The sequence below is a fragment of the Streptomyces sp. NPDC048389 genome (assembly GCF_040706335.1).
GTDB lineage: Bacteria > Actinomycetota > Actinomycetes > Streptomycetales > Streptomycetaceae > Streptomyces.
On the sequence record NZ_JBEZKP010000012.1, the window covers coordinates 14,203 to 40,284 of the forward strand.

Sequence of the window (26,082 nt, forward strand, 5' to 3'; positions counted from 1 at the left end):
GGCCGCGCACACCGGGGGCATAGCGTCCCCGTATGACCGTCACCAGCCTGCCCACGCCGCTCGCGGCGCCCGCCGTCGACGCCTGGCACGCCGTGGTCCACGCAGCGCACACCCACGACCTGCCCGCGCACGTGCCCCCGCCCGGCCGCGTCGAGACCGAGGGGAAACTGCGGACGCCCTCCGTGAACTCCCGGGCCCTCCACCGCGCGGCCGTGGCCGCCGACGGCTCGTACGACGGCGTGGCCACGCTCGTGCTCTTCACCGACGAGAACAACCGGCACGCCGCCTTCCTCGACCAGCTGGCCGTCCACCCCCGGGCCAGACGGAGCGGCGTCGGCACCCGGCTCTGGAACGCCCTGCGCGACGAACTCGCCGCGGACGGCCGCACATCGCTCTCCGCCGTCGTCGAACTGGGCGGCCCGGCCGAGGCGTTCGCCGCCCGCCACGGTTTCGGGAAGGCCCTGCCGCTGGCCTGGTACGTGCAGGACCTCCCCGACGCACTCGCCGCCCGCCCCGTGCAGCCCGCGCTGCCCGACGGGTACGCCTACGCCCACTGGACCGGGGTCGTGCCGGACGCCCTCGCCGACGCGTTCGCCGAGGCCCACAACGCCATGGAGGACGCGCCCATGGGAGACGTCGACCAGAACGCCCCCAAGTGGGACGCGGACCGGGTACGGACGGCGGCCCGGGTGATCGAGGACCGTGGCGGCGTCCTCCTCTCCTCGGCCGTCGTGCACACCGCGGACGGCACCGACACCGTCGCCGCCTACACCGAACTGGTGCTGCGCGACCCCTCGGACGTCCGCGCCCTCCAGTACGACACGGCCGTGGTGCCCGCCCACCGCGGCCGCGGCCTCGGTCTGGCCGTCAAGCGCCACATGATGGGCGTCCTGACCGAGCGGTGCCCCCGAGTGCGGGAGACCGCCACGACCGTCGCGGACGAGAACGGCCCCATGCTCGCCGTCAACGACCGGCTGGGCTATGCGCGTGAGCGCGACATCGGCTGCTTCCAGGCGAGGCTTCCGGGGGTTGGAGCGGGAGCCTGAACTCCTCGTCCCGCGCGGAGTGCTCCCGGGTCGTGTCGAGAACCTTGTGAACCGGGTCCCTCTCACCTGTTCATTTCGGACCCCCACCCGGTTGGCAGCCCTGCTCGCGCAGTTGCTCGTACACCTGCTTGGTGCCGGCGTGTACTCGCGGGCGGGAAGGGTCGGCGTGGAGCGGTGAAGACCATCGTTCGTCTTCAACGACTTCCCGACCGGGACCCCGCTCGCCGCATGGCGAAGGCGCGTACCAGCACCTCCAGCTGCTCGCGGCGCGCTGCCGCATCGCCTCGACGCCGAGCGGGAGACGTTCGACGGACGAGGCGGAAGCGGGCATGCCCTCCGAACTCACGCCGGCGCTACCTCGGAGGTAATCGACGGGTGCCGGCCCGTTCGGCAGCATCGGGGACACAGCCCGAACCGCTGACACCGGGAGAACCCCATGACCGCGTACGCCGTCGCCCACCTCCGGCCCGCCGCGCACCTCCCCGACGAGGTCTTCGAGTACATGGAGCGCGTCCAGTCGACCTTCGGCCCGTACGGCGGCGCCTTCCTCGTCCACGGAACGACTCCCGAGGTCCTCGAAGGCGAGTGGCCCGGCGCGCTCGTCGTCGTCGGCTTCCCCACCCTGCGCGACGCGCGCGACTGGTACGAGTCCGAGGCATACCAGGAGATCGCCCCGCTGCGCACCCGCCACCTCGCGGGCGACGTGATCCTCGTCGACGGCGTCGCCCCCGGCTACGACGCCTCGCGCACGGCGGCCGAACTTCGCACGCTCCAGGCGGGAGCCGGAGCCGCCCAGGACGCGGCGGCGTCCTGACGGCGCGCGGCCGGGGCGGTCGGCCCGGGGCGGGTCGGTCCTGGACGGTCGGCCCGGGGCGGCGGCGAGGGAAGCACGGGCGGGCGTTTCGCCCCCGGCGCAACCGCGTGTGCTCCCCGGGCGGGCCGGGCGCTTCTACCCTGGAGCGATGAGCAGCGACGAGACGAACCGAGCCCGTGTCGTTCCCCTGCGTCCGGCCGCAGCGCCCGCACCGGACCGCGCCGCCAGGGAGCCGCTGTGGCGGCACGTCGTCGGCGATGTCCTGCGGCGCGAACGGCTGGCGCAGGAGCGCACCCTCAAGGACGTGGCCGACGCCGCCCGGATCTCCGTCCCGTACCTCTCCGAGCTCGAACGCGGCCGCAAGGAGGCATCCTCGGAGGTCCTCGCGGCGGCCGCGCGCGCACTCGGCTACGGGCTCGCCGACCTGCTCGCCCTGACCCACCGCGAGCTCGTCCGCCCGGCCCGCCCGCCCCGTCCGGTCCGCTCCACCACGGTCCGCTCCACCACGGTCCCTTCCTCGACGGTCCGCTCCGCCACGGTCCGGCCCGTGTCGCGGACCGCGTTCCCCGGCGACGTGCGTCTCGCGGCGTGACGGTGGGTCAGGCACCCACCGCCCGCCGGCTCAGCACCTCGTCCGCGAGGCCGTACGCCACGGCCTCGTGCGCCGTGAACACCTTGTCCCGGTCCATGTCGGCCCGCAGGGCCGCCACACCGTGGTGCGTGTGCCGGGACAGCACCTCCTCCACCTGGGACCGGATCCGCAGCATCTCCTTCGCCTGCAGGCTCAGATCGGAGACCGTGCCCTGCCGCCCGGCGCTCGCCGGCTGCCCGAGCAGCACCCGCGCGTGTTCGAGGACGAACCGCCGCCCCGGGTCCCCGCCGGCCAGCAGCACCGCCGCCGTCGAGGCCGCCTGGCCGACGCAGAACGTGGAGATCGGCGCACGCACGAACGTCATCGTGTCGTAGATGGCCATCAGCGAAGTGAAGGAACCACCGGGTGAGTTGATGTAGATCGCGATCTCCGTGTCCGGGCTCGACGACTCCAGGTGGAGCAACTGGGCGATGACGACGTTCGCCACACCGTCGTCGATCTCCGTGCCGAGGAAGATGATCCGCTCGGACAGCAGCCGGCTGAAGACGTCGTACGACCGTTCGCCCTGCGGGGTGCGTTCGACGACGTTCGGAATCGTGTACCGGCCCATGTCAGCTCCCCAGCCCGATACGCCTGCCCGGCCCCGCCGGCCGGACGTCCGCCAGTGACTCGACGACGTGGTCGACCATGCCGTACTCCTTCGCCTGCTCGGCCGTGAACCACCGGTCGCGGTCGCCGTCGCGCGAGATCGTCTCCTCGCTCCGGCCGGTGTGCTCCGCGGTGATCCGTTCGACGGCCTTCTTCGTGAACTCCAGGTTCTCCGCCTGGATCGCGATGTCCGCGGCCGTGCCGCCGATACCGGCGGACGGCTGGTGCATCATGATCCGCGCGTTCGGCAGTGCGAACCGCTTGCCCGCCGTCCCGACGGTGAGCAGGAACTGCCCCATACTCGCGGCGAAGCCCATCGCGAGCGTCGACACGTCGTTGGGGATCAGCCGCATCGTGTCGTAGATCGCCAGACCGGCCGTCACCGAGCCGCCGGGGCTGTTGATGTAGAGGCTGATGTCGCTCCTCGGGTCCTCGGCCGACAGCAGCAGCATCTGTGCGCAGACCCGGTTCGCGGACACCTCGTCGACCTGCGTCCCGAGGAACACGATGCGTTGCGCCAGCAGTTGGGCGGCCAGATGGTCGTCGAACCGCGACGGGGGCGTGTCCCCGTCGGCGGCCCTCGGAGACGGCTCGTACGGGTACGGGGCGAGCGGTGGCATCGGGGCCTCCTCGTGGTGGTCCGCGACGACGCCCGCCGCGGTGCTCCCACTGTCGGTCCGCTGCTGCCGCCCTGTCAGGAACCTCTGCCCGCAGCAGATCCGCCACGGGCAGATCCGCCACGGGCAGAGGCCCGCTCGCGGCTGCCCTCGGAAGTCGAGGCCCCGCTCGGTCCGGGCGCGGGCCGCTCAGCCGCCAACCGCACGCACCCGGGGACGACGACCCCTGCTGCCCGGGTGGCCGGGACCGGCACGTCGGCCGGCCCCTCTGCCTCGACACCGACATCGTCCCGGGCGGCGCACCCCTCGACCTGGACGCGGGGCACGGCGCCTGGCCGTCCGCCCTGGCCCGGTGCCTCGACCCGGGCGGACCCCTCACCGGCCGCGCTGCCGACTGACGTGCCGGCGGGGCCGCCTCCCCCGCCGTCGGCCTTCAGAAGCCGACCGGGCACAGGACGCCCGTGCCGCCGGCGCCGCAGTAACCCGCCGGATTCCGGTCCAGATACTGCTGGTGGTACGCCCGGGCCGGGTAGAAGGGGTGCTCTGCGGCCGGCAGGATCTCCGTGGTGATCCGGCCGTACCCGGAGGCGGACAGGGCCTTCTGGTACGCGTCGCGGGACACTTCGGCCGCGGCGGTCTGGCCGGGGGTGTGCGCGAAGAGGACCGACCTGACATGGGTGCCGGTGTCGTTGCCCTGGCGGAAGCCCTGGGTGGGGTCGTGCGACTCCCAGAAGAGCCTCAGCAGGTCGGCGTAGGACACCTTCGCCGGGTCGAACACCACGCGCACGGTCTCCGCGTGCCCCGTCATCCCGGTGCGGATCTCGTCGTCGACGGGGTTCGGAGTGTGCCCGCCCTGGAAGCCGGTCACGGTGGTCCAGACGCCGGACCTCTGCCAGAACCTGCGCTCGGCGCCCCAGAAGCAGCCGAGGGCGAAGTCGGCGACTTCCAGCCCCTCGGGCCAGGGCCCTCGCAGCGGCGTCCCCAGAACGGCATGCCGTTCCGGGACCTCGTACGCGGGGGCGGGGCGCCCCGGAGGGGCCTCCTCGGGTGTGGGCAGACGCAGATCCCGGCCTCTGGCGAACAGCATGGGCCCCTCGTTCCCTGTGACGGCGTGCGTTCCCGGCCCCGCCATTGTCCCGGCGACACACGCCGCAGGACACGCGCAGACCGGCCGCCCTCGGCGCCCTGCGCGAGCGGTCCGGCGCGCTTCAGCCCTTGCCCGCCGCCCTCAGCCCTCGGCCCGCGCCACCCCGACCGGGCAGGAGACGCCCGTGCCGCCGATGCCGCAGTAGCCCGCCGGGTTCTTGTCGAGGTACTGCTGGTGGTACGCCTCCGCCGGGTAGAAGGGGCGGCCCTCCGCCGGGAGGATCTCCGTCGTGATGGTCCCGTAGCCCGAGCCGGTCAGGACCTTCTGGTAGGCGTCGCGGGACGCCTTGGCCGCCGTGGCCTGCGCGGGGGAGTGGGTGTGGATCGCCGAACGGTACTGCGTCCCCACGTCGTTGCCCTGGCGGAAGCCCTGGGTCGGGTTGTGGGACTCCCAGAACAGCTTCAGCAGCGACTCGTAGGAGACGACCGACGGGTCGAAGACGACGCGGACCGCCTCCGTGTGGCCGGTCAGGCCCGAGCAGGTCTCTTCGTACGTCGGGTTCTCGGTGTGTCCGCCCTGGTAGCCGACGAGGGTCGTCCACACGCCCTCGGTCTGCCAGAACTTGCGCTCGGCGCCCCAGAAGCAGCCCATCGCGAAGTCCGCGGTCTCCAGGTGGGCGGGGTACGGGCCGAGCAGCGGGTTGCCGAGGACCGTGTGGCGGTCGGGGACGGTGAAGGACGGTTCCGGGCGGCCCTTGAGGGCCTGCTCCGGGGTGGGCAGCACAGGCGTACGGCCGAAGAGCATGGCTGGTTCTCCTTCACGGTGACGGCACAGGGAAGAACGTCCCGGTGCCGTCCGGAATTCCGCACCGGGCCGCGCGGCACCGGTGGGCCCCGGTCGCGCGGTGCCGAGGCCCCGGTCGAGGCCCCGGTCCGGGGCGCCGGTCCCGGACCCCGCCGCACGGTTCCGTGGTCACGGTCCGGGGTGCCGGTCGTGGCCCCGGCCCCGGTCGTGGTCACGGGCTCGGGCTCGGGCTCGGGCTCGTGGTCACGGGCTCGGGCTCGTGGTCACGTTCTGGGCCGTGGTCGTGGTCACGGGTCGTGGACGGGTCCTGGTCTCAGTGCAGCAGGGTCGCCGGGCTGCCGCCGTTCGCCTCGTACCCGGCGACCGCCAGGGCACGGTAGACCGTGTACGCCGCGGCCGGGTCGGGCTCGGTCGTCCAGGGCAACGCGCCCACGTGCCCGTCGACCCGTACGAGCTGGTGCATCGCCTCCGCCCACCGCTCGGAGTTGACGAGGAAGACGACGAGCAGGTGGCGCACGTGCGGGAGCATCGGGTCGTCGGCGCGGGCGGAGTGCACCGCGTACAGGGCGCCCTCGATCGCCTTGGTGACCACCGCGCTCTGGTAGAAGGACTGCACGAGGTTCACCTCGGGCAGGTGCTCGTAGACCGCGAAGAGCGGGAGGGCGGCCAGCAGCGATCCGTGCGGGGCTCGGGCCGCGGCGGTGGTGGCGAAGTGGTCCGCCTCCTGGCGGGAGCCGTGCCACTTCTCGCACAGGTGGTGCAGCGCGGCCAGGTGGGCGCCCATGTGGTCGGGCGCGCGGTCGATGACCTTGGCCCACAGCTGGTCGAACTGCTCCGGGCTGTAGCCCAGTCCGCGGGCGACGGCCAGCTCGGTGATGTACGGGACCGGGTCGCCGGGCGCGAGGAGCGCGGCCTCGCCGCAGACCTTCCTGGCCTCTTCGAGGATGATCCGGAACTCGTCCGAGCCCGCGGTGGCGGTGCGCCACGCCTGTTGGACGAGGAACTCGGCGTGCACCTGTGCGGCTCCCGCGTCCTTCGGTGCCTCGGAGCGCCAGTTGCGCAGCCACGCGCCGCCGACGCCGGGCTGCTGCGCGAGTTCGAGGGAGGCGGCGCCGGCGAACGCCTGGACGCGCTGCCAGCGCTGCTCGCCCTCCTTGGGCGTGCCGGCGAGCAGCTGCGCGGCGGCCTTCCACTCCTGGGTGCGCTGGACGACCTCCAGCACGTCGAGGAGGTCCTGGTCGGGTCCGGGGGTCCGGACGTCCAGCTCCTCCTGGCGTACGAAGCCGTACGTCTCCGGGTCGGCGGCGTCCGGCGAACCGGGCCGGGCGAGCTGGATGCGGTTGCGGCGGCTCCGGATGAACGGGCCGAGGACCACGACCAGCATGCACAGCGCGATCAGGAACCAGAGAATCTCCATGGGCCCATTGTCCAGGACGCATACGGCGAGCGGCCACGGCCTGTCCCGTACGGGACTACGCTCGGGCCCATGAGCGACCAGCACAGCTTGCACAGCTTCGAGACCCGCGCCATCCATGCGGGCAACACGGCGGATCCGCAGACCGGCGCGGTCGTCCCGCCCATCTACCAGGTGTCCACCTACAAGCAGGACGGCGTGGGCGGCCTGCGCGGTGGCTACGAGTACAGCCGCAGCGCCAATCCCACGCGCACCGCGCTGGAGGAGAACCTCGCCGCGATCGAGGGCGGCCGGCGGGGCCTCGCCTTCGCGTCCGGGCTCGCGGCGGAGGACTGCCTGCTGCGGACGCTGCTGCGTCCCGGCGACCACGTGGTGATCCCGAACGACGCCTACGGCGGCACCTTCCGGCTCTTCGCCAAGGTGGTCGAGCGGTGGGGTGTGGACTTCTCGGTGGCGAACACCTCGGACCCGGCGGCGGTGCGGACCTCGGTCACCGACCGTACGAAGGTGATCTGGGTCGAGACGCCGTCGAATCCGCTGCTCGGCATCACCGACATCGCGGCCGTCGCGGACATCGCGCGTACGGCGGGCGCGAAGCTCGTCGTCGACAACACCTTCGCGAGCCCGTACCTGCAGCAGCCGATCGCGCTCGGCGCGGACGTCGTCGTGCACTCGCTGACCAAGTACATGGGCGGTCACTCGGACGTCGTGGGCGGGGGGCTGATCGCCGCGGACGCCGGGCTGGGCGAGGAGTTGGCGTACCACCAGAACGCGATGGGCGCGGTCGCCGGGCCGTTCGACGCGTGGCTGGTGCTGCGCGGTATCAAGACGCTGCCGGTCCGGATGGACCGGCACAGCGAGAACGCGGCACGGGTGGCGGAGATGCTGACCCGGCACGCGAAGGTCACCGAGGTGCTCTACCCGGGGCTGCCGGAGCACCCCGGACACGAGATCGCGGCGAAGCAGATGCGGGCGTTCGGCGGCATGGTCTCTTTCCGGGTCCAGGGCGGCGAACAGGCGGCCGTGGATGTCTGCAACCGGGCGAAGCTCTTCACGCTGGGTGAGTCGCTGGGCGGTGTGGAGTCGCTGATCGAGCACCCGGGCCGGATGACGCACGCGTCCGTCGTGGGCTCCGCGCTGGAGGTGCCGGCGGACCTGGTGCGGCTGTCCGTGGGCATCGAGGCGGCGGACGACCTGCTGGCGGATCTTCAGCAGGCGCTGGGCTGACACCGCGCGCCCGGCGTCCCGTCACATCCGGTAGGGCCCCGGGCCGCGTGCCTCAGGCCCGGCCACGGCCCCCTCGGGCCCGGGCCCCAAGTCCCCTCGCCACATCTCCCTCAGGTCCCGGGAGCCACTGCTCCTCAGGTCCCCCGGAGCGCTCGCGCGCCGGGGACCTGAGGGCTTTCCGAGGAGCGGGTGCAGACGGTCGGCTCAGACGGTCGCCTTCTCGTCCTGGAGGGATTCACGGACCATCTGCCGGAGCTCGGGGGTGTCGCTGTGCTCGTGGACGGAGACGGCGTGCTCCACGGCGGCGCGTACGACTTCCTCCTCCTCGCCGCTGATGGTGAGGGTGCATCCGGAGACGCTCGGGGTGTTGCGGCAGTCGGCGACTTTCCTGGTCATGAGGGCCTCCTGGGGTTCTTCCATGTGCCGCTGAGACCAGGATAAATCGGTGCGAAGCGGGGTCACCAGCCTTCGAGTGGCGGTGTGGTGTCCGACGGCGGCACCGCCCACGGCTCCGCCACGGCCGCCCACACCGAGCCCGCGATCACCGCCGAGACCAGTAGCAGAAGCCACACCCTGCGGGTGATCCGCGAGCGGCGGAGCAGTCGCGCGCCGCTCGCGGCCGCGCGAGGGCCGAGGTCGGCGGGGACCACCGGGTGGCCGGTGTCCATCAACCGCCGGACCTCGTCCTCCTTGCGCTGCGGGCCGTTCATGACGCCGCCCGCAGTACGGCCCGGCGCCGGGGGCGCGGGGCGCTGCGCATGGTGGCGACGGCCCGGTTGCAGATGGCCCGCACCCGGTCCGCCGGTAGTCCGATGATCGCCGCTGTCTGCTCCTCCGCGACGCCTTCGTGAAGACGCAGTACGAGGACCAGGCGTTCCTGCGGGGAAAGGCGGTCCAGGACGCCGCCGCGCACGCGCTGGTGGCGCCAGGTGCTGTGGGCGAACACGCGGTGGTGGCGCCAGGCGCTGCGGGCGAAGCGGACGGCCAGTTCCTGCCGGGTGAGGTTGTAGGGGTCCTCGCCGCGCAGCCGGTCCCAGTCCGCGTACGTACGGGCGAGGGCGGCGGTCAGCAGTCGCTGGGCCTGCGGATTGGCGGTGGCGGGTTCGGCGGTGAGCAGCGTCGCGGCGTGCAGCAGCCGGCCGGCCGCGCCCGCCACGAAGGCGTCGAACTCATGGGCACGGCGGCGGTCCATGGCCGAATTCCGCTCGCTCACGTCCTCATATAGGGCCAGAGGACGGCCCCGGGTCAAGAGGTCGGAGGCGTATCCGTCTCACCGGGCGCGAGGCCGGCGGCCCGCGCGGAGAGCGAGTCGTTGAAACGGGTGAGAAGGGTGCAGAACGACTCCCGTTCGGTCTCCGTCCAGCCGTCCGTGACCTGGGCCATCAGCTCCCGCCGTGAGTCGCGGACCTCTTCGAGCCGGGCGAGGCCGCGCGGGGACAGCTGGAGGACGACGGCGCGGCCGTCCTCCGGGTGGGAGGTGCGTCTGACGAGGCCGCTGTCGACGAGCGGCGCCACCTGCCGGGTCACGGTCGAGGAGTCGATGCCCATCCCGGCGGCCAGGGCCTTGACGCCCATGGGGCCTTCGAGGTCGAGGCGGTTGAGGAGCAGGTAGGCGGCACGGTCCATCGAGTTGCGGACCTGGCCGACTCCGCCGAGCCGGGTCTGCTCCGCGCGGCGGGCGAACAGGGCCACCTGGTGCTGGAGGGCATCGAGGAGGCCGGGGCCGCCGGGCGGTTCGGAGGAGGGGGTCCCCCGAGAGGCAGACGCAGTGGTCGTCATGTCCTGAGAAGTGGGCATGGCTGCGGGGGCTCTCTTGTGCGGTGGTCGGTTGGTGGGGGACAGAGTACGCGGCCCCGGGCCTGTGCGTACCTGCGCTGCACAATCCGTTCCCGGCCCTTGTTCCGGCGGCGTTACGGGCCGCTCGGCCGGCGTCGGCGCGGGCCTCCGCCCGGCCCTCCCGGCCGGGTGCGAGCCCGTCCCGGTATCGGTGCGCCGGGACCGGGATGCGGACGCCTCGGCCCGCCGTCGCCCCGGACTGTCAGACTTGGCGGCATGAGCTTCCGTACGCCCGAGATCCTTCCCTCCGTGATCCTCGACGACGTCCGGGGGGCGCAGAAGATGCTCGCCGGCGTCGCCAGGGTGACGGCGATGGAGGGCAGCAGGCATCTCTCGCAGCTGGTGGGGGCGCCGGTCCATCTCAAGTGCGAGAACCTCCAGCGCACCGGCTCGTTCAAGCTGCGCGGCGCGTACGTGCGGATCGCCGGCCTGCGGCCCGAGGAGCGGGCCGCGGGGGTCGTCGCCGCGTCCGCGGGCAACCACGCGCAGGGCGTGGCGCTGGCGTCGTCGCTGCTGGGCGTGCGGTCCACGGTCTTCATGCCGGTCGGCGCTCCGCTGCCGAAGGTCGCCGCGACCAGGGAGTACGGGGCCGAGGTCCGGCTGCAGGGGCAGGTGGTGGACGAGACGCTGGCCGCCGCGGAGGACTACGCGCGCCGGACGGGTGCCGTTCTCATCCACCCCTTCGATCACCCCGACATCATCGCCGGGCAGGGCACGGTGGGCCTGGAGATCCTCGAGCAGTGCCCGGAGGTGCGGACGATCGTGGTCGGCGTCGGCGGTGGCGGGCTGGCGGCCGGTGTCGCGGTCGCGGTGAAGGCGCTGCGCCCCGATGTGAAGGTGGTCGGTGTGCAGGCCGAGGGTGCCGCCGCGTACCCGCCCTCGCTGGCGGCCGGCCGGCCGGTGTCGATCCGGCAGCCGTCGACGATGGCGGACGGCATCAAGGTGGGGCGTCCCGGTGATGTGCCCTTCAAAATCATTGGCGATCTTGTGGACGAGGTCCGTACGGTCTCCGAGGACGCGCTCTCCAGCGCCCTGTTGCTCTGCCTGGAGCGGGCGAAGATGGTGGTCGAGCCCGCAGGGGCGAGCACGGTGGCGGCGCTGCTGAGCGATCCGAGGTCCTTCGAGGGCCCGGTCGTCGCCCTGCTCTCGGGCGGCAACGTGGACCCGCTGCTGATGCAGCGCATCCTGCGGCACGGCATGGCCGCGGCGGGCCGGTACCTGTCGCTCAGGCTGCGGCTGACGGACCGGCCGGGCGCGCTGGCGGGTCTGCTCGGGCTGTTGTCAGTGGCGGATGCCAATGTTCTCGATGTGAGTCATGTACGGACCGATCCGCGGCTCGGGCTCACGGAGGTGGAGGTGGAGCTGCATCTGGAGACGAAGGGGCCCGAGCACTGCAAGGAGGTCGCGGCGACGCTGCGCGCCGAGGGTTACACGGTGATGGGCTGAGTCCTGCCGCGGTCCCGTCAGGGGGCGGAAGGCCCGGCGTCCGTCTCGAGGCACCCGTTCGTCCCGCGGCCCGTTCCTCCTGCGAACCCGCGCGCCTTTCGCGACACACGCTCGCAGTTCGCGACACCGGCTCGCGAGCAGCCGACGCGACACATCGTGAATCCGTCCGAACGATTGAGTGACGCGATGTATCGCGTTACAGTGAGGGTCCTGCCATGCTCCCGCCAAGCGCGGGACGACCACGCACCAAGCACGTCGCACGGAACCATCAGTTCATCCGTCACCTTGGGAGAGCTCTATGCCAGGCGCCATCTACGCCGAGGGTCTTGTCAAGACCTTCGGCGATGTACGGGCACTGGACGGCGTCGATCTCGACGTCCCCGAAGGCACGGTCCTCGGACTTCTCGGCCCCAACGGCGCCGGCAAGACCACGACCGTGCGTGTACTGACCACGCTGCTCCAGCCCGACAGCGGCTCCGCCGTAGTCGCCGGCATCGATGTGCTCAAGCACCCCAACGAGGTGCGCAGGTCCATCGGCCTCTCGGGACAGTTCGCCGCCGTCGACGAGTACCTGACCGGCCGCGAAAACCTCCAGATGGTCGGACAGCTTTACCAGTTGAGCGCCCGCGACGCGAAGGCGCGAGCGCTCCAGCTCCTGGAGCGCTTCAACCTGGCCGACGCCGCCGACCGCCCCGCCAAGACGTACTCCGGCGGTATGCGCCGCAGGCTCGACCTGGCCGCGGCGCTGGTCGTCTCGCCGCCCGTGATGTTCATGGACGAGCCGACGACCGGCCTCGACCCGCGCAACCGGCAGCAGCTGTGGGAGGTCATCCAGGAACTCGTCGGCGGCGGTACGACACTGCTGCTGACCACGCAGTACCTGGAGGAGGCCGACCACCTCGCCGACGACATCTGCGTCGTCGACCACGGCAAGGTCATCGCCCGCGGCACCTCCGACCAGCTCAAGGCCCGCACCGGCGGCGAGCGCGTCGAGGTCGTCGTGCACGAGCGCGAGCAGATCGACCCCGCCCGCGAGGTCCTCGCCTCCTACGGCAAGGGCGACGTCGCGATCGCCGAGCACACCCGCAAGCTGACCGTCCCGGTCATCGGCGGCGCCAAACTGCTCGCCGAGGTCATCCGCGATCTCGACGCCCGAGGCGTCGAGATCGACGACATCGGCCTGCGCCGCCCCACCCTCGACGACGTCTTCATCTCGCTGACCGGCCACGCGGCAGAGGCAGCCGAGGAGGCCAACGGCGAGAGCGCGGAAGCCGTGACCGACAAGCCCGGCCACGGCAGGAAGTCCAGGAAGGAGACCGCGCAGTGAGCATCCAGGTGGAAGCCGCCCCGATCGCGGCCCCCAAGCCCCGCGGCGGCATCGGCCAGTCGGTGAACGACTCGCTCGTCGTCGCCAAGCGCAACCTGATCCGGATGACCCGGATCCCGGAGATGATCATCTTCGGGATGATCCAGCCGGTCATGTTCGTGGTGCTGTTCAGCTATGTCTTCGGCGGCTCCATGCAGATCGGGAACTCCACCTCCCCGGAGGTCTACCGCGAGTTCCTGATGGCCGGCATCTTCGCCCAGACCGTCACCTTCGCCACGGCGGGGGCCGGCGCGGGCATCGCCGACGACATGCACAAGGGCCTGATCGACCGGTTCCGTTCGCTGCCCATGGCACGCGGCGCGGTCCTCACCGGCCGTACGCTCGCCGACCTCGTGCAGACCGCGCTCACCGTCGTCGTCCTTGTCGTCGTCGCCCTGCTGGTGGGCTGGCGGGTCCACGAGGGCATCCCCAAGGCGCTGGGCGCCTTCGCCCTGCTGCTTCTGCTCGGCTACGCCTTCTCCTGGATCGGTGCGCTGATCGGCCTGTCCGTGCGCACGCCGGAGGCAGCCACGTCCGGCGGTCTGATCTGGCTCTTCCCGGTCACGTTCATCTCGAACGCGTTCGTGGACTCCAGCAATCTGACCCCGTGGCTGCGGCACATCGCCGAGTGGAACCCGTTCAGCGCGACCGTCCAGGCGTGCCGTGAGCTGTTCGGCAACCCGGGTGTCTCGCAGTCGGACGCCTGGCCGATGCAGCACCCCGTGCTGGCGTCGATCATCTGGTCCGTAGTGATCATCGTCGTCTTCCGTACGCTCGCGGTCCGCAAGTACCGCTCCGCGACGGCCTGACCGGCACACCGATGGGGCCGGACCGGCAGAAACCGCACCATGCGGCCCGGCCCCTCGCGCGTTCCTCGTCCCCGCCCGTTCCCGGGCATCAGGCGGAGCGACGCAGGGGGCCGGGCAGCAGCCGTCGCAGGAGCAGTCCGCCGCTCCGGGGCGGTGCGGACGGGTCCGGAAAGACGCCGCGCGCTGCCCCGCGTACCGCTCTGCCGGATCCCCCCGGGCCGCGGCCGTCCGGCAGCAGCGGGCCGGCGGAAGGCCCGAGTGGCCGCGCCACGGCCGCACGACGGCGAAGGGGCGGGGCCGCCTCGCGCGGTCCCGCCCCTTCGTGCCGTCTGTCGCCGTCCGTCCGGCGGCTCAGCCGGAGTACGGCTTGGCCGCGAGGATCTTCACAGAGGCGACCTTGCCGTTCGGCAGCTCGTACTCCGCGTCTTCGCCGACCTTCTTGCCGTTCACGCCGGCACCCAGCGGCGACTGGGGCGAGTACGTCTCGATGTCCGTGCTCGCGTACTCGCGGGACGCCATCAGGAACGTCAGCGTGTCGTCCTCGTCGCCGTCGAACGCGATGGTGACGACCATGCCGGGCTCGACGACGCCGTCGTCCGCCGGGGCCTCGCCGACCTTCGCGTTGTCCAGGAGCTGGGTCAGCTGGCGCACACGGAGCTCCTGCTTGCCCTGCTCCTCCTTGGCCGCGTGGTACCCGCCGTTCTCCCGCAGGTCGCCCTCCTCACGCGCAGCCTCGATCTTCTTGGCGATCTCGGTGCGCGCGGGACCAGACAGGTACTCCAGCTCGGCCTTGAGCTGGTTGTACGCCTCCTGGGTAAGCCAGGTGACGTTGTCGCTGGTCTGGGTCACAGGTGCTCCTCGTAGGTACTGGGAATACAAAGCATCGCCCTACCAAGAAGGATGTTCCTCCCTGGGCGGGCGAAACCACGAGCCTAACAATTCCGGCGCGAAAGGGGGAGGACGAAACCGTGGGAGACGAAGAATCCCAGATCAGCGCGGCGTGCCGGTGATCACGCGGCGCTGCAGCCCAGCAGCTCGGCCGCTGTCGCCTGCCGGGTCGTACGGATCTTCACGACCTCGTCGACGCGGCTCTCGCCCTGCCGGCCGATCCGCACGTCCAGCCGGCCCACCTCGCCGCCGTCCTCCGCGAGGGCCCGCAGCGTGCAGCTGCCCGTCGCCTGCTCGTCCTTGCGGACCTCGAGGTGCACCTGGACCTCGTCGGCGCCCTCCCTGACATCGAACTTGATCACTTCGGCGCTGATCTTCGTGCCCGCGACGTGGTGGTAGCCGAACCAGCCGACGAGGGCGAGCAGGGCGGCGCCGAGCACGGCGCCGACGATCCGCAGCGTGCGGTCCGCGCGTTCGTCCGCGGATCGCCCGTAGCGCCCCTGGGGGAGCTTGTCACCGGCAACCGCCATGATCGTTCCTTTCGAGCGCCGGCGGCAGGAATTTTCCCGGCGCCGATTCCGTCACTATAGAAGTTGCACGACGCGACTATTCATTGAGGATCGAGTCTTGACTGAGCAGCTGCGACTGATGGCCGTGCACGCCCACCCCGACGACGAGTCGAGCAAGGGCGCGGCGACGATGGCCAAGTATGTGTCCGAGGGGGTGGACGTGCTGGTCGTGACCTGCACGGGAGGCGAGCGCGGCTCCATCCTCAATCCGAAGCTCCAGGGTGACACCTATATCGAGGAGAATATCCACGAGGTCCGCCGGAAGGAGATGGACGAGGCCCGGGAGATTCTCGGCGTCAAGCAGGACTGGCTCGGCTTCGTCGACTCCGGCCTGCCGGAGGGCGACCCGCTGCCACCGCTGCCGCAGGGCTGCTTCGCCCTCGAGGACATCGACAAGGCGGCCGGTGAACTGGTGCGCCGGATCCGCGACTTCCGTCCGCAGGTCATCACGACCTACGACGAGAACGGCGGCTACCCGCACCCCGACCACATCATGACCCACAAGATCACGATGGTGGCCTTCGACGGAGCGGCCGACGCGGAGAAGTTCCCCGAGTCCGAGTACGGCCCGGCGTACCGCCCCCGGAAGCTCTACTACAACCAGGGCTTCAACCGCCCCCGCACCGTCGCCCTCCACGAGGCGCTGCTGGAACGCGGCCTGGAGTCCCCGTACGGGGAGTGGCTGGAGCGCTGGAAGGAGTTCCAGCGCGAGGAGCGGACGCTGACCACGTACGTCCCCTGCGCCGACTTCTTCGAGACCCGTGACCGCGCGCTGATCGCGCACGCCACGCAGATCGACCCCGAGGGCGGCTGGTTCCGCGTCCCGATGGAGATCCAGAAAAAGGTCTGGCCGACCGAGGAGTACGAGCTGGCCAGGTCGCTGGTCGACACCTCCCTCCCCGAGGACGACCTCTTCGCGGGCATCCGGGACAATGCCTGACATGAGCGCAAGCGCACACCTCGCAATGACTCACATGGCCACCCTCGCCAAGGAGCTCGACGAGAACAAGGTCACCCCGGGAGTCCTGGGCTTCCTCGTCTTCGCGGCGCTGGCGGTGGGTGTGTGGGCCCTGATGAAGTCCATGAACCGCCACATGGGCCGCGTGAACTTCCAGGAGAAGCCGGAGCCGGACACGGCCGCCGGTGCCTCACGGAAGCAGACCGGCGGCTCGGCGGCCTGACGGGCCGGACGGTCTTCGCCGTCGTGACTCCACGGCACCGTCCGGGTGCCGTGGAGTCACGACGCGTGCCGTTCACGGCCCCGCCCGTCCGGTCCGCGCCGCGGCGTACCCCGGTACGGACGGCCAGCGGACCGTGAGAACGACCGACTCCTCCTCGGCAACCCACGAGTGGCCCACGCCACGCCCCCACACCACGTAGTCGCCCTGTTTCTCCAGCAGGACGTCCCGGCCGGGGAACCGCACCCGGAAGCGGCCGCTGATCAGGACGAGCAGTGCCGTCCGCCGCTCGCCCGCCACCCACCCGGCACGTTCCTCACCGGGCGGATGGACGCCCCACTTGATCTCCACGGCCTCGCTGTGCCGGGGATCGCCGGCGACCTTGAAGTGCCCGAGCAGCCACCCGTGGTCCAGCGCGGCGTCCTTGCCCGCGTTGCCCACGTACACGCCGCCGTCCGCGTCGTCCCGCATACGCGCGACGCTACCCGGTCCGGCGGTGGGCCCGGCCGCGGGCGGGCAGCGTCTCGCGTTCCAGATCCGTGACGACCTGCTGCCATACGCCCAGCGTTGCGTTGGAGGGCAGGCCAGCCGACAGCGATTCACGCGACGCCGTCCCTGCCTGCACCTGGTGCTCGCAGGAGCCCTGGTCCCTGCCGAGCCCGGGGCTCGTGCACTGCTCCACACGTGCCGCTGGTCCGATTGTGGGGGCTGCTGGGCAAGTTGACCTGGGCGGCGGCCGAGGTGGTGGTTTGCGATGCCAGCGACATGGGTGGGTGGCATGCAGGGGAGGGCATGGCCACGGAGGAGCACCAGGACACCGGGTGCACCGGCCGTAACCCCAGCAGGTGTTGACGTTGGCACCCAGGGCTTGGGCGAGGCGGTGCCGGGGGGAGTCTGTCGCCCGGACCGCACTCGCCGGCACCCTTGAATTGTTGGGGTCCGGGTGCCCGCCATGAGGCCGATCGGTCTTTGAGGCGGCTGGCTGCGGGGTCAGGGCTCGATGAGGCCGGCGTGCACTGGCTGCTCGGGATGGACTGGCACCTGGCGCTGCTGCTCGGCGCGATCGTCTCCGCCGCCGCCGCCGTCTTCGCCGTACTGCGCGCCCTGCCGCTCCCGCAGAAGGTCACCGGCCTGCTGGAGGCCGAGTCCGGATTCAACGACGCACCCACGATCATCCTCGTCCTGGTGTTCAGCACCGCCGCCGCAGACCTTCCCGACCCGGCCCACATCGCCGGCAACGTCCTCTACCAGCTCGTCGTCGGCGCCCTGCTCGGGCTCACGGTGCGCTCAGGGGCCACGTCACGATCAGGAGGGTAAGAACGGCGGCGCTGGAGGCGGGATGGTCTTCGCTCTCCCGCCTCCAGCCCGCAACGCGGTTCAGGGCCCGGGGCCAGGTTTCTGGCGAAGCCGACCACTCCGCCGAGGTAGATCGCCACAGCCGCCAGGACATGCACGGTGCCGCGGTCTGTGAGGGTTGCCCAGGACCTCGGTCATGCCGTGATCACGCCCGGCCGCCGGTGCCGTCTTCCACAGGGTGGAGCATTTCTTCCTTCGGCGGATTGACGCCCCCGTCCATACCGGCGCGGCGCTTGCCGCCGGTGAGCCGTATGGCGATGGGCTCGGTGTAGCGGGCGGTGAGCGGGCCGATGATGACGAGGATCAGAACGTAGGCGGTGGCCAGCGGCCCGAGGGCGGGTTCGATGCCGGCGGTGACGGCGAGGCCCGCGATGACGATGGAGAACTCGCCGCGTGCCACCAGCGTGCCACCGGCGCGCCAGCGGCCCTTCGCCGAGATTCCCGCGCGCTTGGCCGCGAAGTACCCGGTGGCGATCTTCGTGGCGGCCGTGACCACGGCCAGGGCGAGGGCCGGAACGATCACCGGCGGGATGCTGGCGGGGTCGGTGTGCAGGCCGAAGAAGACGAAGAACACGGCCGCGAACAGGTCCCGCAGGGGGCTGAGGAGATTGTGGGCGCCTTCGGCGACTTCACCCGAGAGGGCGATGCCGACGAGGAACGCGCCGACGGCGGCGGAGACCTGGAGCTGTTGGGCGATGCCTGCGACCAGCAGGGTCAGACCGAGGACGACCAGGAGGAGCTTCTCGGGGTCGTCGCTGGAGACGAAGCGGGAGATGACCCGTCCGTACCGCAGGGCGAGGAAGAGCACCAGGCCGGCGACGCCGAGGGCGATGGCGAGGGTGAGGCTTCCGGCGGCCAGGCTCACCCCGGCCAGCAGGGCGGTGATGATGGGGAGGTAGACGGCCATGGCGAGGTCTTCGAGGACCAGGATGCTCAGGATGACAGGGGTCTCGCGGTTGCCGAGGCGGCCGAGGTCGCCCATCACCTTGGCGATGACGCCGGAGGAGGAGATCCAGGTGACGCCGGCCAGGACAACGGCGGCGACCGGCCCCCAGCCGAGCAGCAGCGCCATGGCGGCGCCGGGCAGGGCGTTGAGGGTGAAGTCGACCAGACCGGCCGGGTACTGAGTCTTGAGGTTGGAGACCAGGTCGCTGGCCGTGTACTCCAGGCCCAGCATCAGCAGGAGCAGGATGACGCCGATCTCGGCGCCGATCGCCACGAACTCCTCGCTCGCGCCCATCGGCAACAGTCCGCCCTCACCGAAGGCGAGCCCGGCCAGGAGATACAGGGGAATGGGGGAGAACTTCAGCCGTCCGGCGATACGGCCGAGCAGGCCAAGGCCGAGGATGATCGCACCGAACTCGATCAGGAAGATGGCGGACGAGTGCACGGATCACTCCCTGCCGAGTATCGAGGCGGCGCCGTCCACGCCTTCGCGGGTGCCGATGACGATCAGAGTGTCCCCGCCGGCGAGCCGGAACTCCGGCCCCGGCGACGGAATGGCGTCCGCTCTGCGCAGGACGGCCACGATCGAGACGCCCGTCTCGGTCCGCATCCGCGTGTCACCCAGATGCCGCCCGTTCCAGTACGAGGTCGACGACAGCTCGACCCGCTCCGCGACCAGGCCGAGGTCCGTGGTGGACAGCAGGTTCGGGCTGTGGTGGGACGGCATCAGCGCGTCGATGAGCGCCTCCGTCTCACCGGCTGTCAGCTTTACCGACAGGGCGCACTCGTCGGGATCGTCTCTTCGGTAGGCACTGAGGACGCGCCCGCCCTCGCGGTGCGCGACCACCGACAGCCGGCGGTCCTCACGGGTCGTGAGGTCGTACCGGACCCCGATCCCGGGCAGTGGCGTACTGCTCATACGCGGAGCGGGCACAGCGGAACTCCTTGGCCGTGGATGACGCGGAAACGGAGACGTATCACGCGAGGGTGACGTCTTGGCGATTACTTTACCTGGGCAACAAAACGTCTGATTCCATCCAAAATCGCACAAGTGCTGGCTGCTGCCCACGCACTCGAAGGTGCGGGTGTCTCGATTGCTGGGGAAGCCGTTCCCTGATACCTCTCGCCGTCGGATGCTTGAGTCCGCGCTTCCAGCTGGATGGTTCACGCCGTCACAATCTGCTCGACGGCCAGGGTGACCCGTGGCTGGACCTTGTCTCCCTGAGCGTGCTCTGCGCGGTGCTCGGGGTCACCGCGCGTCTCACCGCCGCCCCGGGCACCGCACTTGTCTGCTGGGCGTTCTTCAGCCTCTTCGCCGTACCACCGCCGGGCCAATTCTCTTGGGCCGTCCATTACGACTGGCGACGGCTCGGCTTCCTCCTCCTCGCCGCAGGCGTCGGAACCGTGTTCGCCCGCCTGCGGCACGCCCGCGCCGCGTACTACCGTCCGGGCCCCACGGCGTAACCGCAGTGGCCACACCCGCTCCACGGCTGCGACCGGGAGATCGTGTGGATCACTGCGTCCGGTGTCAGGCCGAGCCCCGTCCGTCGCCGTCGGATCCGCCCGCGGGCCCCAGAAGGTTGCGCAGCGCCTCGGCGGCGCTCGACGCGGCGTAGGCGAACGGCCGGAGGACGAGGTCGGCTCCGGGCTCCGCCTGGAGTGCTTCGGCGTCGCGGGAGGTGTGCGCCGTGAGTGCCGTCCTACCCCGGTACTCGTGGTGCCGCAGCGCGTGCAACAGCGCTCTGTTGGTGTCGAGCAGGGGGATGGTGCTGACCACACAGCGGGCCCGGGACAGTGACAGGCTCTCCAGGAAGTGGACGTCCTCCGCGCTACCGAAGACGGCGGTGACACCGGGTCGGTCGTTCCGTGCCACGCGGTGCGGGTCGAAGTCGACCGCGAGAACCCGGTGGCCGGCCTGCGCGAGCTCGGTCGCGAGGAGTCCGCCGAAGCGGCCGAGCCCGTAGAGGATGACGTCGTGGTCCGCATGAGCACCGGCGGGATGGGCGGCTTTGCGGCGGTCGGTACGGTCCAGCTTGCTCAGCCAGCGTTCGAGGCGGGCATAGATCTGGTGGGAGTAGTAGATCAGGTAGGTGGAGCCGCCGATCGTGATGAGACCGACCACCGTGATCAGACTGACGGTCGCTCCGGTGATGTGGCCGAGGGAAAGCCCGAGGGTCGCCAGGATGAGGGAGAACTCGGAGATCTGCGCCACGGTCAGGCCGGCGAGGAAGCCGACGCGGACGGGATAGCGCATGAGCGTCATGATCGCGACGACGATGAGGGGATTCCCGACGAGGACGAAGACCGAGAAGATCACCGCCTCGGTGATCTGCTGACCGGCGTTGGTGAACTCCAGGCGGGCCCCGAGTTCGAGGAAGAAGAACAGCAGCAGGAAGTCCCGCAGGCTCACCAGCCGGGCACCGAGGGCGTCGCGGTACGGTGTGGTCGCCAGGGAGACCCCGGCCAGGAAGGCGCCGACCTCGGTGCTGAATCCGAGCCAGTCGCTCACGGCGGCGACGAGCACGGCGTACGCGACGCCGAAGAGGACCAGGAGCTCCTGCGACCGGGCGACGCGGTGCAGCAGCCAGGGCAGCACCCAGCGCATGAGGACCGCGATGCCGGCGAGGAGCCCCAGGCCCTTGGCGAAGACGCCGGCGATGTCGGATGCCACGCTGTCCCCGGACTGCTGGCCGACGGCCGTCAGAGTGATCATCACCAGGACGACGACGATGTCCTGGACGATGAGGAACCCGACCGCGATGCGGCCGTGGAGCTGTTCCAGCTCCCGTTTGTCGGACAGCAGCTTCACGATGATGATCGTGGAGGAGAACGTCAGCGCCACAGCGACGTAGATCGCCGTGACGGTTCCCATGCCGAGGGCGATGGCGATCAGGTAGCCGATCACCGAGGTGAACACCACCTGCCCCAGGCCCGTGGCCAGGGCGATCGGCCCGGTGGTGCGGATCAGATGGAGGTCCAGCCGCAGGCCCACGAGGAACAGCAGCACCGCGATGCCCAGCTGGGCGAGCAGTTCGAGGGTGCCCTCCGTTTCCACCCACCCCACGCCCGTTGGCCCGACGAGGATGCCCACGCCGATGAACGCGACGATCAGCGGCTGCCGCAGCCATGTGGCCACCAGCCCCACGGCAGCGGCCAGGGCGAGGACGGCTGCGAAGAGGGCGAAGCCGTGCATTTCCATGGGCGGGGGCCGTTCACGAAGGGGACGGTCTGCTGTGCGGGTGACCAGGAGCGAGAGCTTGCGCCTTCGGGGCGCGGTCGTGGCGGACGACAGGCACGGCGAGGACATCGCATGGTGCCCGCGCCATCACATCCTGAGCCACGCTGCCGAGCAAGGCGCAGCCGAGCCGTGAGCGGCCGCCCGTACCGACGACGACGAGATCCGCTCCGTAGCGTTGTGCCATGTCGGGCAGAGCCGTCCGCGGGCACCCAGCAGTGACGACGACCCGCGGGGGCCGCGGTCGCAGCGCGGCCGCCATCCGTTCGACGGACGGCCGGACCTGAGCGGCGGCCGCACGACGCAGCTCGGCGGTCCCACCCGCGTCCATGCCGCGCATCACCAGCAGGTGCTCTCCCGGCACCACGTAGGCGTGCACGATGAAGTGTTCCGAGTCCGGTGTGAGCCGGGCCCCTGCCAGGGCCGCCGCCAGAGAGGTCCACGTCCCGTCGACTGCGAAGAGGACGCGGCGGTAAGGCGGCTCCGGAGGTGTGCGAACCATCAGGAAGGGCACACGGCTGACCCGCACCAGGCCCGATGAAACGGCGTCCGGACGACCACTGCCCGGCTGCTGCCCGCCGCACGCCGCGATCACGAACAGACTCGCCGCCCCGCCCGCAAGCGCGTCGCACAGATCGGTGCCGTCCTGGCTCTGGCGGACCATCGGTTGCACCCGCACACCCTCAGTGTGTCGGCGGATCCGCGCGATAAGGCGTGAACGGACCACGGGCATCGCCCCAGGGTCCCCGCCGAGCTGACTCCGTGCAAGAGCTACGGGGCGCGACGGCATCGCAAGCGCACAAGCGAGTTGAGCAGCCCTACCGACGGCGTGCGCTGAGCGATCCGGCAGGTCGGTCGCCACCCACACCGGTCCGGGCACCGCCGCGCTCGCCGCCATCACCGGGCTCCCTGAAGGCTTTGCTTCCAGGCTACGGCGAGGAGCCCGACTCGATCGCCGTCGCGGGCGCTGGGGCGACAGCCGAGGGGTGCGGCTGGGAAGGCAGGTGTGGCCTGCCGCGGGCTCGGTCTGATCGCTCATTGCCCCGACGGCTTCGGCATCGTGCGCCACGACTCGGTGGCGCAGTCGGGCCGCGCCCAGGCGACGATGCGGGTCGCATGCTTACGTCGCTCAGGAGGACAAGGGGAGGGGCGTGTCGCGGAGATCCGTGATGCGGGAGCTTTCGGCGAAGCGTCGCAACCGGATGAGCTTCTTCGTTCCTCACATGGCCCCAAGGTCGACCGTGACGGCGAATGGCGCGGTGGCCTTCACTACGCCGGTGAACACTTCGCCGTCCCGGTAGGTCCTGTTGGCAGGGTCGAGAACGTAGGTGTAGACGATCGGAACGCCGGTGGCAGCCTGTTCGACGCGCCAGTAGAAGGGGATACCGGCTTTGGCGTACTGGTCCACCTTCACGATCCGGTCAGTGGTCTCCGAGCCCGGCGACACGACCTCGACCACGAGGAGCACATGCTCCGGACGAGTGGGCGTGAGGTCGATGGTCTCCGCCCGGTACACGATGACATCCGGGCGTCGGTTGGTGAGAGGTACGTCCTGTAGGCGGACGTCGAAGTCCGTGTCCGCGTTCCAGTCCTGACCTGCGGCGGCGTCCAGGGCGTTGGCCGTGAGCCGGGCCAGCCGGTTGTGGCGCTTGGAAGCGCTCGGGCTCACGACGACCATCCCGTCCACGATCTCAATGCCGGCGCACTGCTCCTCGGACCAGGAGTCGTACTGCTCCGCGCTGATCTGCGTGTGCATCCACGCGGGTGCGACCATCTCGGCGGTCATGGCGTACCTCCTTCGAGGATGCTCGTCAGGTCCGGTGCTCCTCGGCTCAGCGTACTGCCCCTCCCAGTCGAGGCACCGGCTCTGGACCGGAGCAGAAGCCCATCGTCCGCAGGGGCAGCCTGGGAACAAAAGGGGGCGATCCGCATCCACCACGTGATGGCGCATGAGTGCGAATCGGCCAAGCAGGGCAGAGGGCTTGCGGGCTGAGCCGTCAGGGCTGGGCGGCGTGAGAGGCTGGATCGTATGAACCGGTTGGCTGGTGCGACCTCGCCTTATCTGCTTCAGCATGCTGAAAATCCGGTCGACTGGTGGCCCTGGGGGCCGGAGGCTTTCGAGGAAGCGCGACGGCGCGATGTGCCCGTTCTGCTATCAGTCGGTTACTCTGCGTGCCACTGGTGCCACGTCATGGCGCACGAGTCCTTCGAGGACGACGACACCGCTGCATACATGAACGAGCACTTCGTGTCCGTCAAGGTGGACCGTGAAGAGCGGCCCGACGTCGACGCCGTCTACATGGAGGCGGTGCAGGCCGCCACGGGACAGGGCGGCTGGCCCATGTCCGTCTTCATGACGCCGGACGGGGAGCCGTTCTACTTCGGCACGTACTTCCCGCCCGAGCCCCGCCATGGGATGCCGTCCTTCCGGCAGGTACTCGAAGGCGTCCACAGCGCGTGGACGAGTCGACGCGACGAGGTGGGCGAAGTCGCCGCGAAGATCACCAGGGACCTTGCCGGGCGGGAGCTGAGTATCGAGTCCGCAGGGCTGCCCGCCGAGGAGACTCAGGCCCTGGCGCTCCTCCAACTGACCCGGGACATCGACCCCGCGAGCGGCTGGTTCAAGGGAGACACCAAGTTCCCGCCGTCGATGGTGGTCGAATTCCTGTTGCGCCACCACGCGCGTGCCGGTTCCGTGGCGGCGCTGGAGATGGCAGAGGGGCTGTGCGGCGCGATGGCTTGTTCGAGCCTGTACGACCAGGTGGGAGGCGGGTTCCACCGGTACGTACTCACGCCGAGGCCGGATGGGCCTTTGGTACCGCACTTCGAGAAGATGCTCTATGACAACGCGCTCCTGTGCCGCGTCTACGCCCACCTGTGGCGGGCCACCGGCAGCGAACTCGCCAAGCGCGTGGCGCTGGAGACCGCCGACTTCATGGTGCGGGAACTGCGCACGGCCGAGGGCGGGTTCGCCTCCGCGCTGGACGCCGACAGCGACACGCCGGAGGGCGGGCACGCCGAGGGCGCGTTCTACGTGTGGACGCCCGCGCAGTTGCGCGAGGTGCTCGGCGACGAGGACGGGACGCGGGCGGCCCGGCTGTTCGGCGTGACGGAGGAGGGCACCTTCGAGGGAGGCGCTTGCGTGCTGCAACTGCCGCACGGGGAAGCCGATCAGGGCATCAGGAACAGGCTGCTCGCGGCTCGGGAGCAGCGCCCGCACCCCGGCAGGGACGACAAGATCGTGGCCGCCTGGAATGGGCTCGCGATCGCCGCGCTCGCCGAGACCGGGGCGTACTTCGACCGGCCCGATCTGGTCGAGCGGGCCACCGAGGCGGCGGATCTGCTGGTCCGGGTGCACATGGACTTCTCGGCCGGCGGCGTACGCCTCGCCCGTACCTCCAAGGACGGTAGGGCCGGTCCGCACGCCGGTGTGCTGGAGGACTACGCGGATGTCGCCGAGGGCTTCCTGGCGCTGGCGGCGGTCGCGGGCGACGGTTCCTGGCTGGAGTTCGCCGGTTTCCTGCTGGACATGGTCATCGACCGGTTCACCGGCGAGGGCGGAGCGCTGTACGACACGGCGCACGACGCGGAGCGGCTGATCCGCCGTCCGCAGGACCCTACGGACAACGCGGCCCCGTCCGGCTGGTCGGCGGCGGCGGGCGCGCTGCTGCTGTACGCGGCGCACACGGGTTCCGAGGCGCACCGCACCGCCGCCGAAGGGGCGCTCGGTGTGGTGAAGGCGCTCGGGCCGCGGGTTCCGCGGTTCACGGGGTGGGGGCTCGCGGTGGCGGAGGCGCTGCTGGACGGGCCGCGCGGGGTGGCTGTCGTCGGCGGGGCGGGCGATCCGGCGGCGCGCGAGCTGCATCTGACGGCGCTGATGGGCACCGCACCGGGTGCGGCGGTGGCGGCGGGGGAGCCTGACAGTGACGAGTTCCCGCTGCTGCGGGACCGGCCCTTGGTGAACGGTAGTTCGGCGGCGTACGTATGCCGCGGTTTCGTGTGCGATTCACCGACCACAAACGCATCAGAACTTGTCCGAAAACTCACCGTCTAGGACAAGAACACCTGAATTCATTGGACAGGCTCCGGAACGAAACCCTCCGCCTCTATTGTCCTGAACGCACAAGCAAAGGCGTGCGTACTGGGGAGTGACGCGCGAGGGGGAAGTACGTGCCGACGGACAGGGGATCCTGCCGCGGCACCGG

The 26,082-nt window shown here is 70.9% G+C and carries 29 protein-coding genes and 1 pseudogene; 12 read left to right on the forward strand and 18 right to left on the reverse strand.

Translation table 11 applies throughout. The features are described 5' to 3' along the window. Positions 1 to 32: 32 nt before the first annotated feature. From AB0903_RS11590 to AB0903_RS11600, 3 genes are all read left to right on the forward strand, one after another. Positions 33 to 1,046: a GNAT family N-acetyltransferase gene (locus tag AB0903_RS11590; protein ID WP_366701478.1), complete on the forward strand. Its 1,014-nt coding sequence runs from the start codon at positions 33 to 35 to the stop codon at positions 1,044 to 1,046. A 436-nt stretch (positions 1,047 to 1,482) separates the two neighbouring features. Next, complete coding sequence (locus tag AB0903_RS11595; protein WP_366701480.1) at positions 1,483 to 1,860, forward strand: DUF1330 domain-containing protein; 378 nt, start codon at positions 1,483 to 1,485, stop codon at positions 1,858 to 1,860. Between the two features lie 148 nt (positions 1,861 to 2,008). Beyond that, positions 2,009 to 2,452: a helix-turn-helix transcriptional regulator gene (locus AB0903_RS11600; protein WP_366701482.1), complete on the forward strand. Its 444-nt coding sequence runs from the start codon at positions 2,009 to 2,011 to the stop codon at positions 2,450 to 2,452. 7 nt (positions 2,453 to 2,459) lie between these two features. Here AB0903_RS11600 and AB0903_RS11605 read toward each other — a convergent pair whose 3' ends face one another. The 5 genes from AB0903_RS11605 to AB0903_RS11625 all read right to left on the reverse strand — a co-directional run bounded on the left by AB0903_RS11605 (position 2,460) and on the right by AB0903_RS11625 (position 7,025). After that, positions 2,460 to 3,062: an ATP-dependent Clp protease proteolytic subunit gene (locus tag AB0903_RS11605; RefSeq protein ID WP_366701484.1), complete on the reverse strand. Its 603-nt coding sequence runs from the start codon at positions 3,060 to 3,062 to the stop codon at positions 2,460 to 2,462. A gap of 1 nt (position 3,063) precedes the next feature. After that, complete coding sequence (locus tag AB0903_RS11610) at positions 3,064 to 3,720, reverse strand: ATP-dependent Clp protease proteolytic subunit (RefSeq protein ID WP_366701486.1); 657 nt, start codon at positions 3,718 to 3,720, stop codon at positions 3,064 to 3,066. Between the two features lie 430 nt (positions 3,721 to 4,150). Beyond that, positions 4,151 to 4,804, reverse strand: a complete 654-nt coding sequence (gene msrA / locus AB0903_RS11615; protein WP_366701488.1) for a peptide-methionine (S)-S-oxide reductase MsrA — start codon at positions 4,802 to 4,804, stop codon at positions 4,151 to 4,153. 141 nt (positions 4,805 to 4,945) lie between these two features. Next, positions 4,946 to 5,608: a peptide-methionine (S)-S-oxide reductase MsrA gene (gene msrA, locus AB0903_RS11620; RefSeq protein WP_366701490.1), complete on the reverse strand. Its 663-nt coding sequence runs from the start codon at positions 5,606 to 5,608 to the stop codon at positions 4,946 to 4,948. A gap of 313 nt (positions 5,609 to 5,921) precedes the next feature. Continuing rightward, positions 5,922 to 7,025 (reverse strand): hypothetical protein, encoded by a 1,104-nt coding sequence (locus AB0903_RS11625; protein ID WP_366701492.1) that lies wholly within the window; start codon positions 7,023 to 7,025, stop codon positions 5,922 to 5,924. A 69-nt stretch (positions 7,026 to 7,094) separates the two neighbouring features. Here AB0903_RS11625 and AB0903_RS11630 point away from each other — a divergent pair, with 69 nt between their 5' ends. Beyond that, the gene (locus AB0903_RS11630) at positions 7,095 to 8,249 is read left to right on the forward strand and encodes a cystathionine gamma-synthase (RefSeq protein WP_366701494.1); all 1,155 of its coding nucleotides are present in this window, start codon (positions 7,095 to 7,097) and stop codon (positions 8,247 to 8,249) included. A 204-nt stretch (positions 8,250 to 8,453) separates the two neighbouring features. Here AB0903_RS11630 and AB0903_RS11635 read toward each other — a convergent pair whose 3' ends face one another. The 4 genes from AB0903_RS11635 to AB0903_RS11650 form a co-directional block, all read right to left on the reverse strand. Next, positions 8,454 to 8,645, reverse strand: coding sequence for a DUF1059 domain-containing protein (locus AB0903_RS11635; RefSeq protein ID WP_366701496.1), 192 nt, complete (start codon positions 8,643 to 8,645; stop codon positions 8,454 to 8,456). Positions 8,646 to 8,707: 62 nt separating this feature from the next. Continuing rightward, a complete protein-coding gene (locus AB0903_RS11640; RefSeq protein ID WP_366701498.1) occupies positions 8,708 to 8,959 on the reverse strand; it encodes a hypothetical protein in 252 nt (83 codons plus the stop codon). Next, a complete protein-coding gene (locus tag AB0903_RS11645; RefSeq protein WP_366701500.1) occupies positions 8,956 to 9,462 on the reverse strand; it encodes a sigma factor-like helix-turn-helix DNA-binding protein in 507 nt (168 codons plus the stop codon). Before AB0903_RS11645 ends, AB0903_RS11640 begins: the two co-directional genes overlap by 4 nt. 32 nt (positions 9,463 to 9,494) lie before the next feature. Continuing rightward, complete coding sequence (locus AB0903_RS11650; RefSeq protein WP_366701502.1) at positions 9,495 to 10,028, reverse strand: MarR family transcriptional regulator; 534 nt, start codon at positions 10,026 to 10,028, stop codon at positions 9,495 to 9,497. Between the two features lie 273 nt (positions 10,029 to 10,301). Between AB0903_RS11650 and ilvA the strand changes: the two genes are divergently transcribed. The 3 genes from ilvA (at position 10,302) to AB0903_RS11665 (ending at position 13,706) form a co-directional block, all read left to right on the forward strand. Further along, positions 10,302 to 11,531: a threonine ammonia-lyase gene (gene ilvA, locus AB0903_RS11655; protein WP_366701504.1), complete on the forward strand. Its 1,230-nt coding sequence runs from the start codon at positions 10,302 to 10,304 to the stop codon at positions 11,529 to 11,531. A 298-nt stretch (positions 11,532 to 11,829) separates the two neighbouring features. Then, positions 11,830 to 12,858 carry an ATP-binding cassette domain-containing protein gene (locus AB0903_RS11660; RefSeq protein WP_366701506.1) on the forward strand — a complete coding sequence of 343 codons (1,029 nt, stop codon included), beginning with the start codon at positions 11,830 to 11,832 and terminating at the stop codon, positions 12,856 to 12,858. Continuing rightward, on the forward strand, positions 12,855 to 13,706 hold the full coding sequence (locus AB0903_RS11665; protein WP_366701508.1) for an ABC transporter permease: 852 nt from the start codon (positions 12,855 to 12,857) through the stop codon (positions 13,704 to 13,706). Before AB0903_RS11660 ends, AB0903_RS11665 begins: the two co-directional genes overlap by 4 nt. A gap of 351 nt (positions 13,707 to 14,057) precedes the next feature. Here AB0903_RS11665 and greA read toward each other — a convergent pair whose 3' ends face one another. After that, positions 14,058 to 14,555: a transcription elongation factor GreA gene (gene greA, locus AB0903_RS11670; RefSeq protein WP_366701510.1), complete on the reverse strand. Its 498-nt coding sequence runs from the start codon at positions 14,553 to 14,555 to the stop codon at positions 14,058 to 14,060. 161 nt (positions 14,556 to 14,716) lie between these two features. Further along, positions 14,717 to 15,124: a DUF4307 domain-containing protein gene (locus tag AB0903_RS11675; protein ID WP_366701512.1), complete on the reverse strand. Its 408-nt coding sequence runs from the start codon at positions 15,122 to 15,124 to the stop codon at positions 14,717 to 14,719. Positions 15,125 to 15,221: 97 nt separating this feature from the next. On the opposite strand from AB0903_RS11675, the gene mca reads away from it, so the two are divergent. Together mca and AB0903_RS11685 are read left to right on the forward strand one after the other, a co-directional pair. Further along, positions 15,222 to 16,103 carry a mycothiol conjugate amidase Mca gene (gene mca / locus AB0903_RS11680; protein WP_366701514.1) on the forward strand — a complete coding sequence of 294 codons (882 nt, stop codon included), beginning with the start codon at positions 15,222 to 15,224 and terminating at the stop codon, positions 16,101 to 16,103. Then, on the forward strand, positions 16,096 to 16,344 hold the full coding sequence (locus tag AB0903_RS11685; protein ID WP_366701516.1) for a hypothetical protein: 249 nt from the start codon (positions 16,096 to 16,098) through the stop codon (positions 16,342 to 16,344). Before mca ends, AB0903_RS11685 begins: the two co-directional genes overlap by 8 nt. A 72-nt stretch (positions 16,345 to 16,416) precedes the next feature. Here the strand turns inward: AB0903_RS11685 and AB0903_RS11690 are convergent, their stop codons facing one another. Then, positions 16,417 to 16,812, reverse strand: coding sequence for a signal peptidase I (locus tag AB0903_RS11690; protein WP_366701518.1), 396 nt, complete (start codon positions 16,810 to 16,812; stop codon positions 16,417 to 16,419). A gap of 10 nt (positions 16,813 to 16,822) precedes the next feature. Next, positions 16,823 to 17,023, reverse strand: coding sequence for a hypothetical protein (locus AB0903_RS11695; RefSeq protein ID WP_366701520.1), 201 nt, complete (start codon positions 17,021 to 17,023; stop codon positions 16,823 to 16,825). 323 nt (positions 17,024 to 17,346) lie between these two features. On the opposite strand from AB0903_RS11695, the pseudogene AB0903_RS11700 reads away from it, so the two are divergent. Beyond that, positions 17,347 to 17,634: pseudogene (locus tag AB0903_RS11700) on the forward strand (cation:proton antiporter); the annotation flags it as partial. A 208-nt stretch (positions 17,635 to 17,842) separates the two neighbouring features. On the opposite strand, the gene AB0903_RS11705 reads toward AB0903_RS11700, so the two are convergent. Beyond that, the gene (locus tag AB0903_RS11705; protein ID WP_366701522.1) at positions 17,843 to 19,087 is read right to left on the reverse strand and encodes a cation:proton antiporter; all 1,245 of its coding nucleotides are present in this window, start codon (positions 19,085 to 19,087) and stop codon (positions 17,843 to 17,845) included. A gap of 3 nt (positions 19,088 to 19,090) precedes the next feature. Beyond that, entirely contained in the window at positions 19,091 to 19,561 is a 471-nt protein-coding gene (locus tag AB0903_RS11710) for a TrkA C-terminal domain-containing protein (protein WP_366701524.1), read from the reverse strand. A 218-nt stretch (positions 19,562 to 19,779) separates the two neighbouring features. Between AB0903_RS11710 and AB0903_RS11715 the strand changes: the two genes are divergently transcribed. Then, a complete protein-coding gene (locus tag AB0903_RS11715) occupies positions 19,780 to 20,106 on the forward strand; it encodes a hypothetical protein (RefSeq protein WP_366701526.1) in 327 nt (108 codons plus the stop codon). A gap of 64 nt (positions 20,107 to 20,170) precedes the next feature. Here the strand turns inward: AB0903_RS11715 and AB0903_RS11720 are convergent, their stop codons facing one another. The 3 genes from AB0903_RS11720 to AB0903_RS11730 form a co-directional block, all read right to left on the reverse strand. Further along, positions 20,171 to 21,841 (reverse strand): cation:proton antiporter family protein, encoded by a 1,671-nt coding sequence (locus AB0903_RS11720; protein ID WP_366701528.1) that lies wholly within the window; start codon positions 21,839 to 21,841, stop codon positions 20,171 to 20,173. A gap of 13 nt (positions 21,842 to 21,854) precedes the next feature. Further along, complete coding sequence (locus AB0903_RS11725; RefSeq protein ID WP_366701530.1) at positions 21,855 to 22,556, reverse strand: universal stress protein; 702 nt, start codon at positions 22,554 to 22,556, stop codon at positions 21,855 to 21,857. Positions 22,557 to 23,096: 540 nt separating this feature from the next. Next, a complete protein-coding gene (locus AB0903_RS11730; protein ID WP_366701532.1) occupies positions 23,097 to 23,663 on the reverse strand; it encodes a Uma2 family endonuclease in 567 nt (188 codons plus the stop codon). Between the two features lie 243 nt (positions 23,664 to 23,906). On the opposite strand from AB0903_RS11730, the gene AB0903_RS11735 reads away from it, so the two are divergent. After that, positions 23,907 to 25,931: a thioredoxin domain-containing protein gene (locus tag AB0903_RS11735; RefSeq protein WP_366701534.1), complete on the forward strand. Its 2,025-nt coding sequence runs from the start codon at positions 23,907 to 23,909 to the stop codon at positions 25,929 to 25,931. Positions 25,932 to 26,082: the final 151 nt, after the last annotated feature.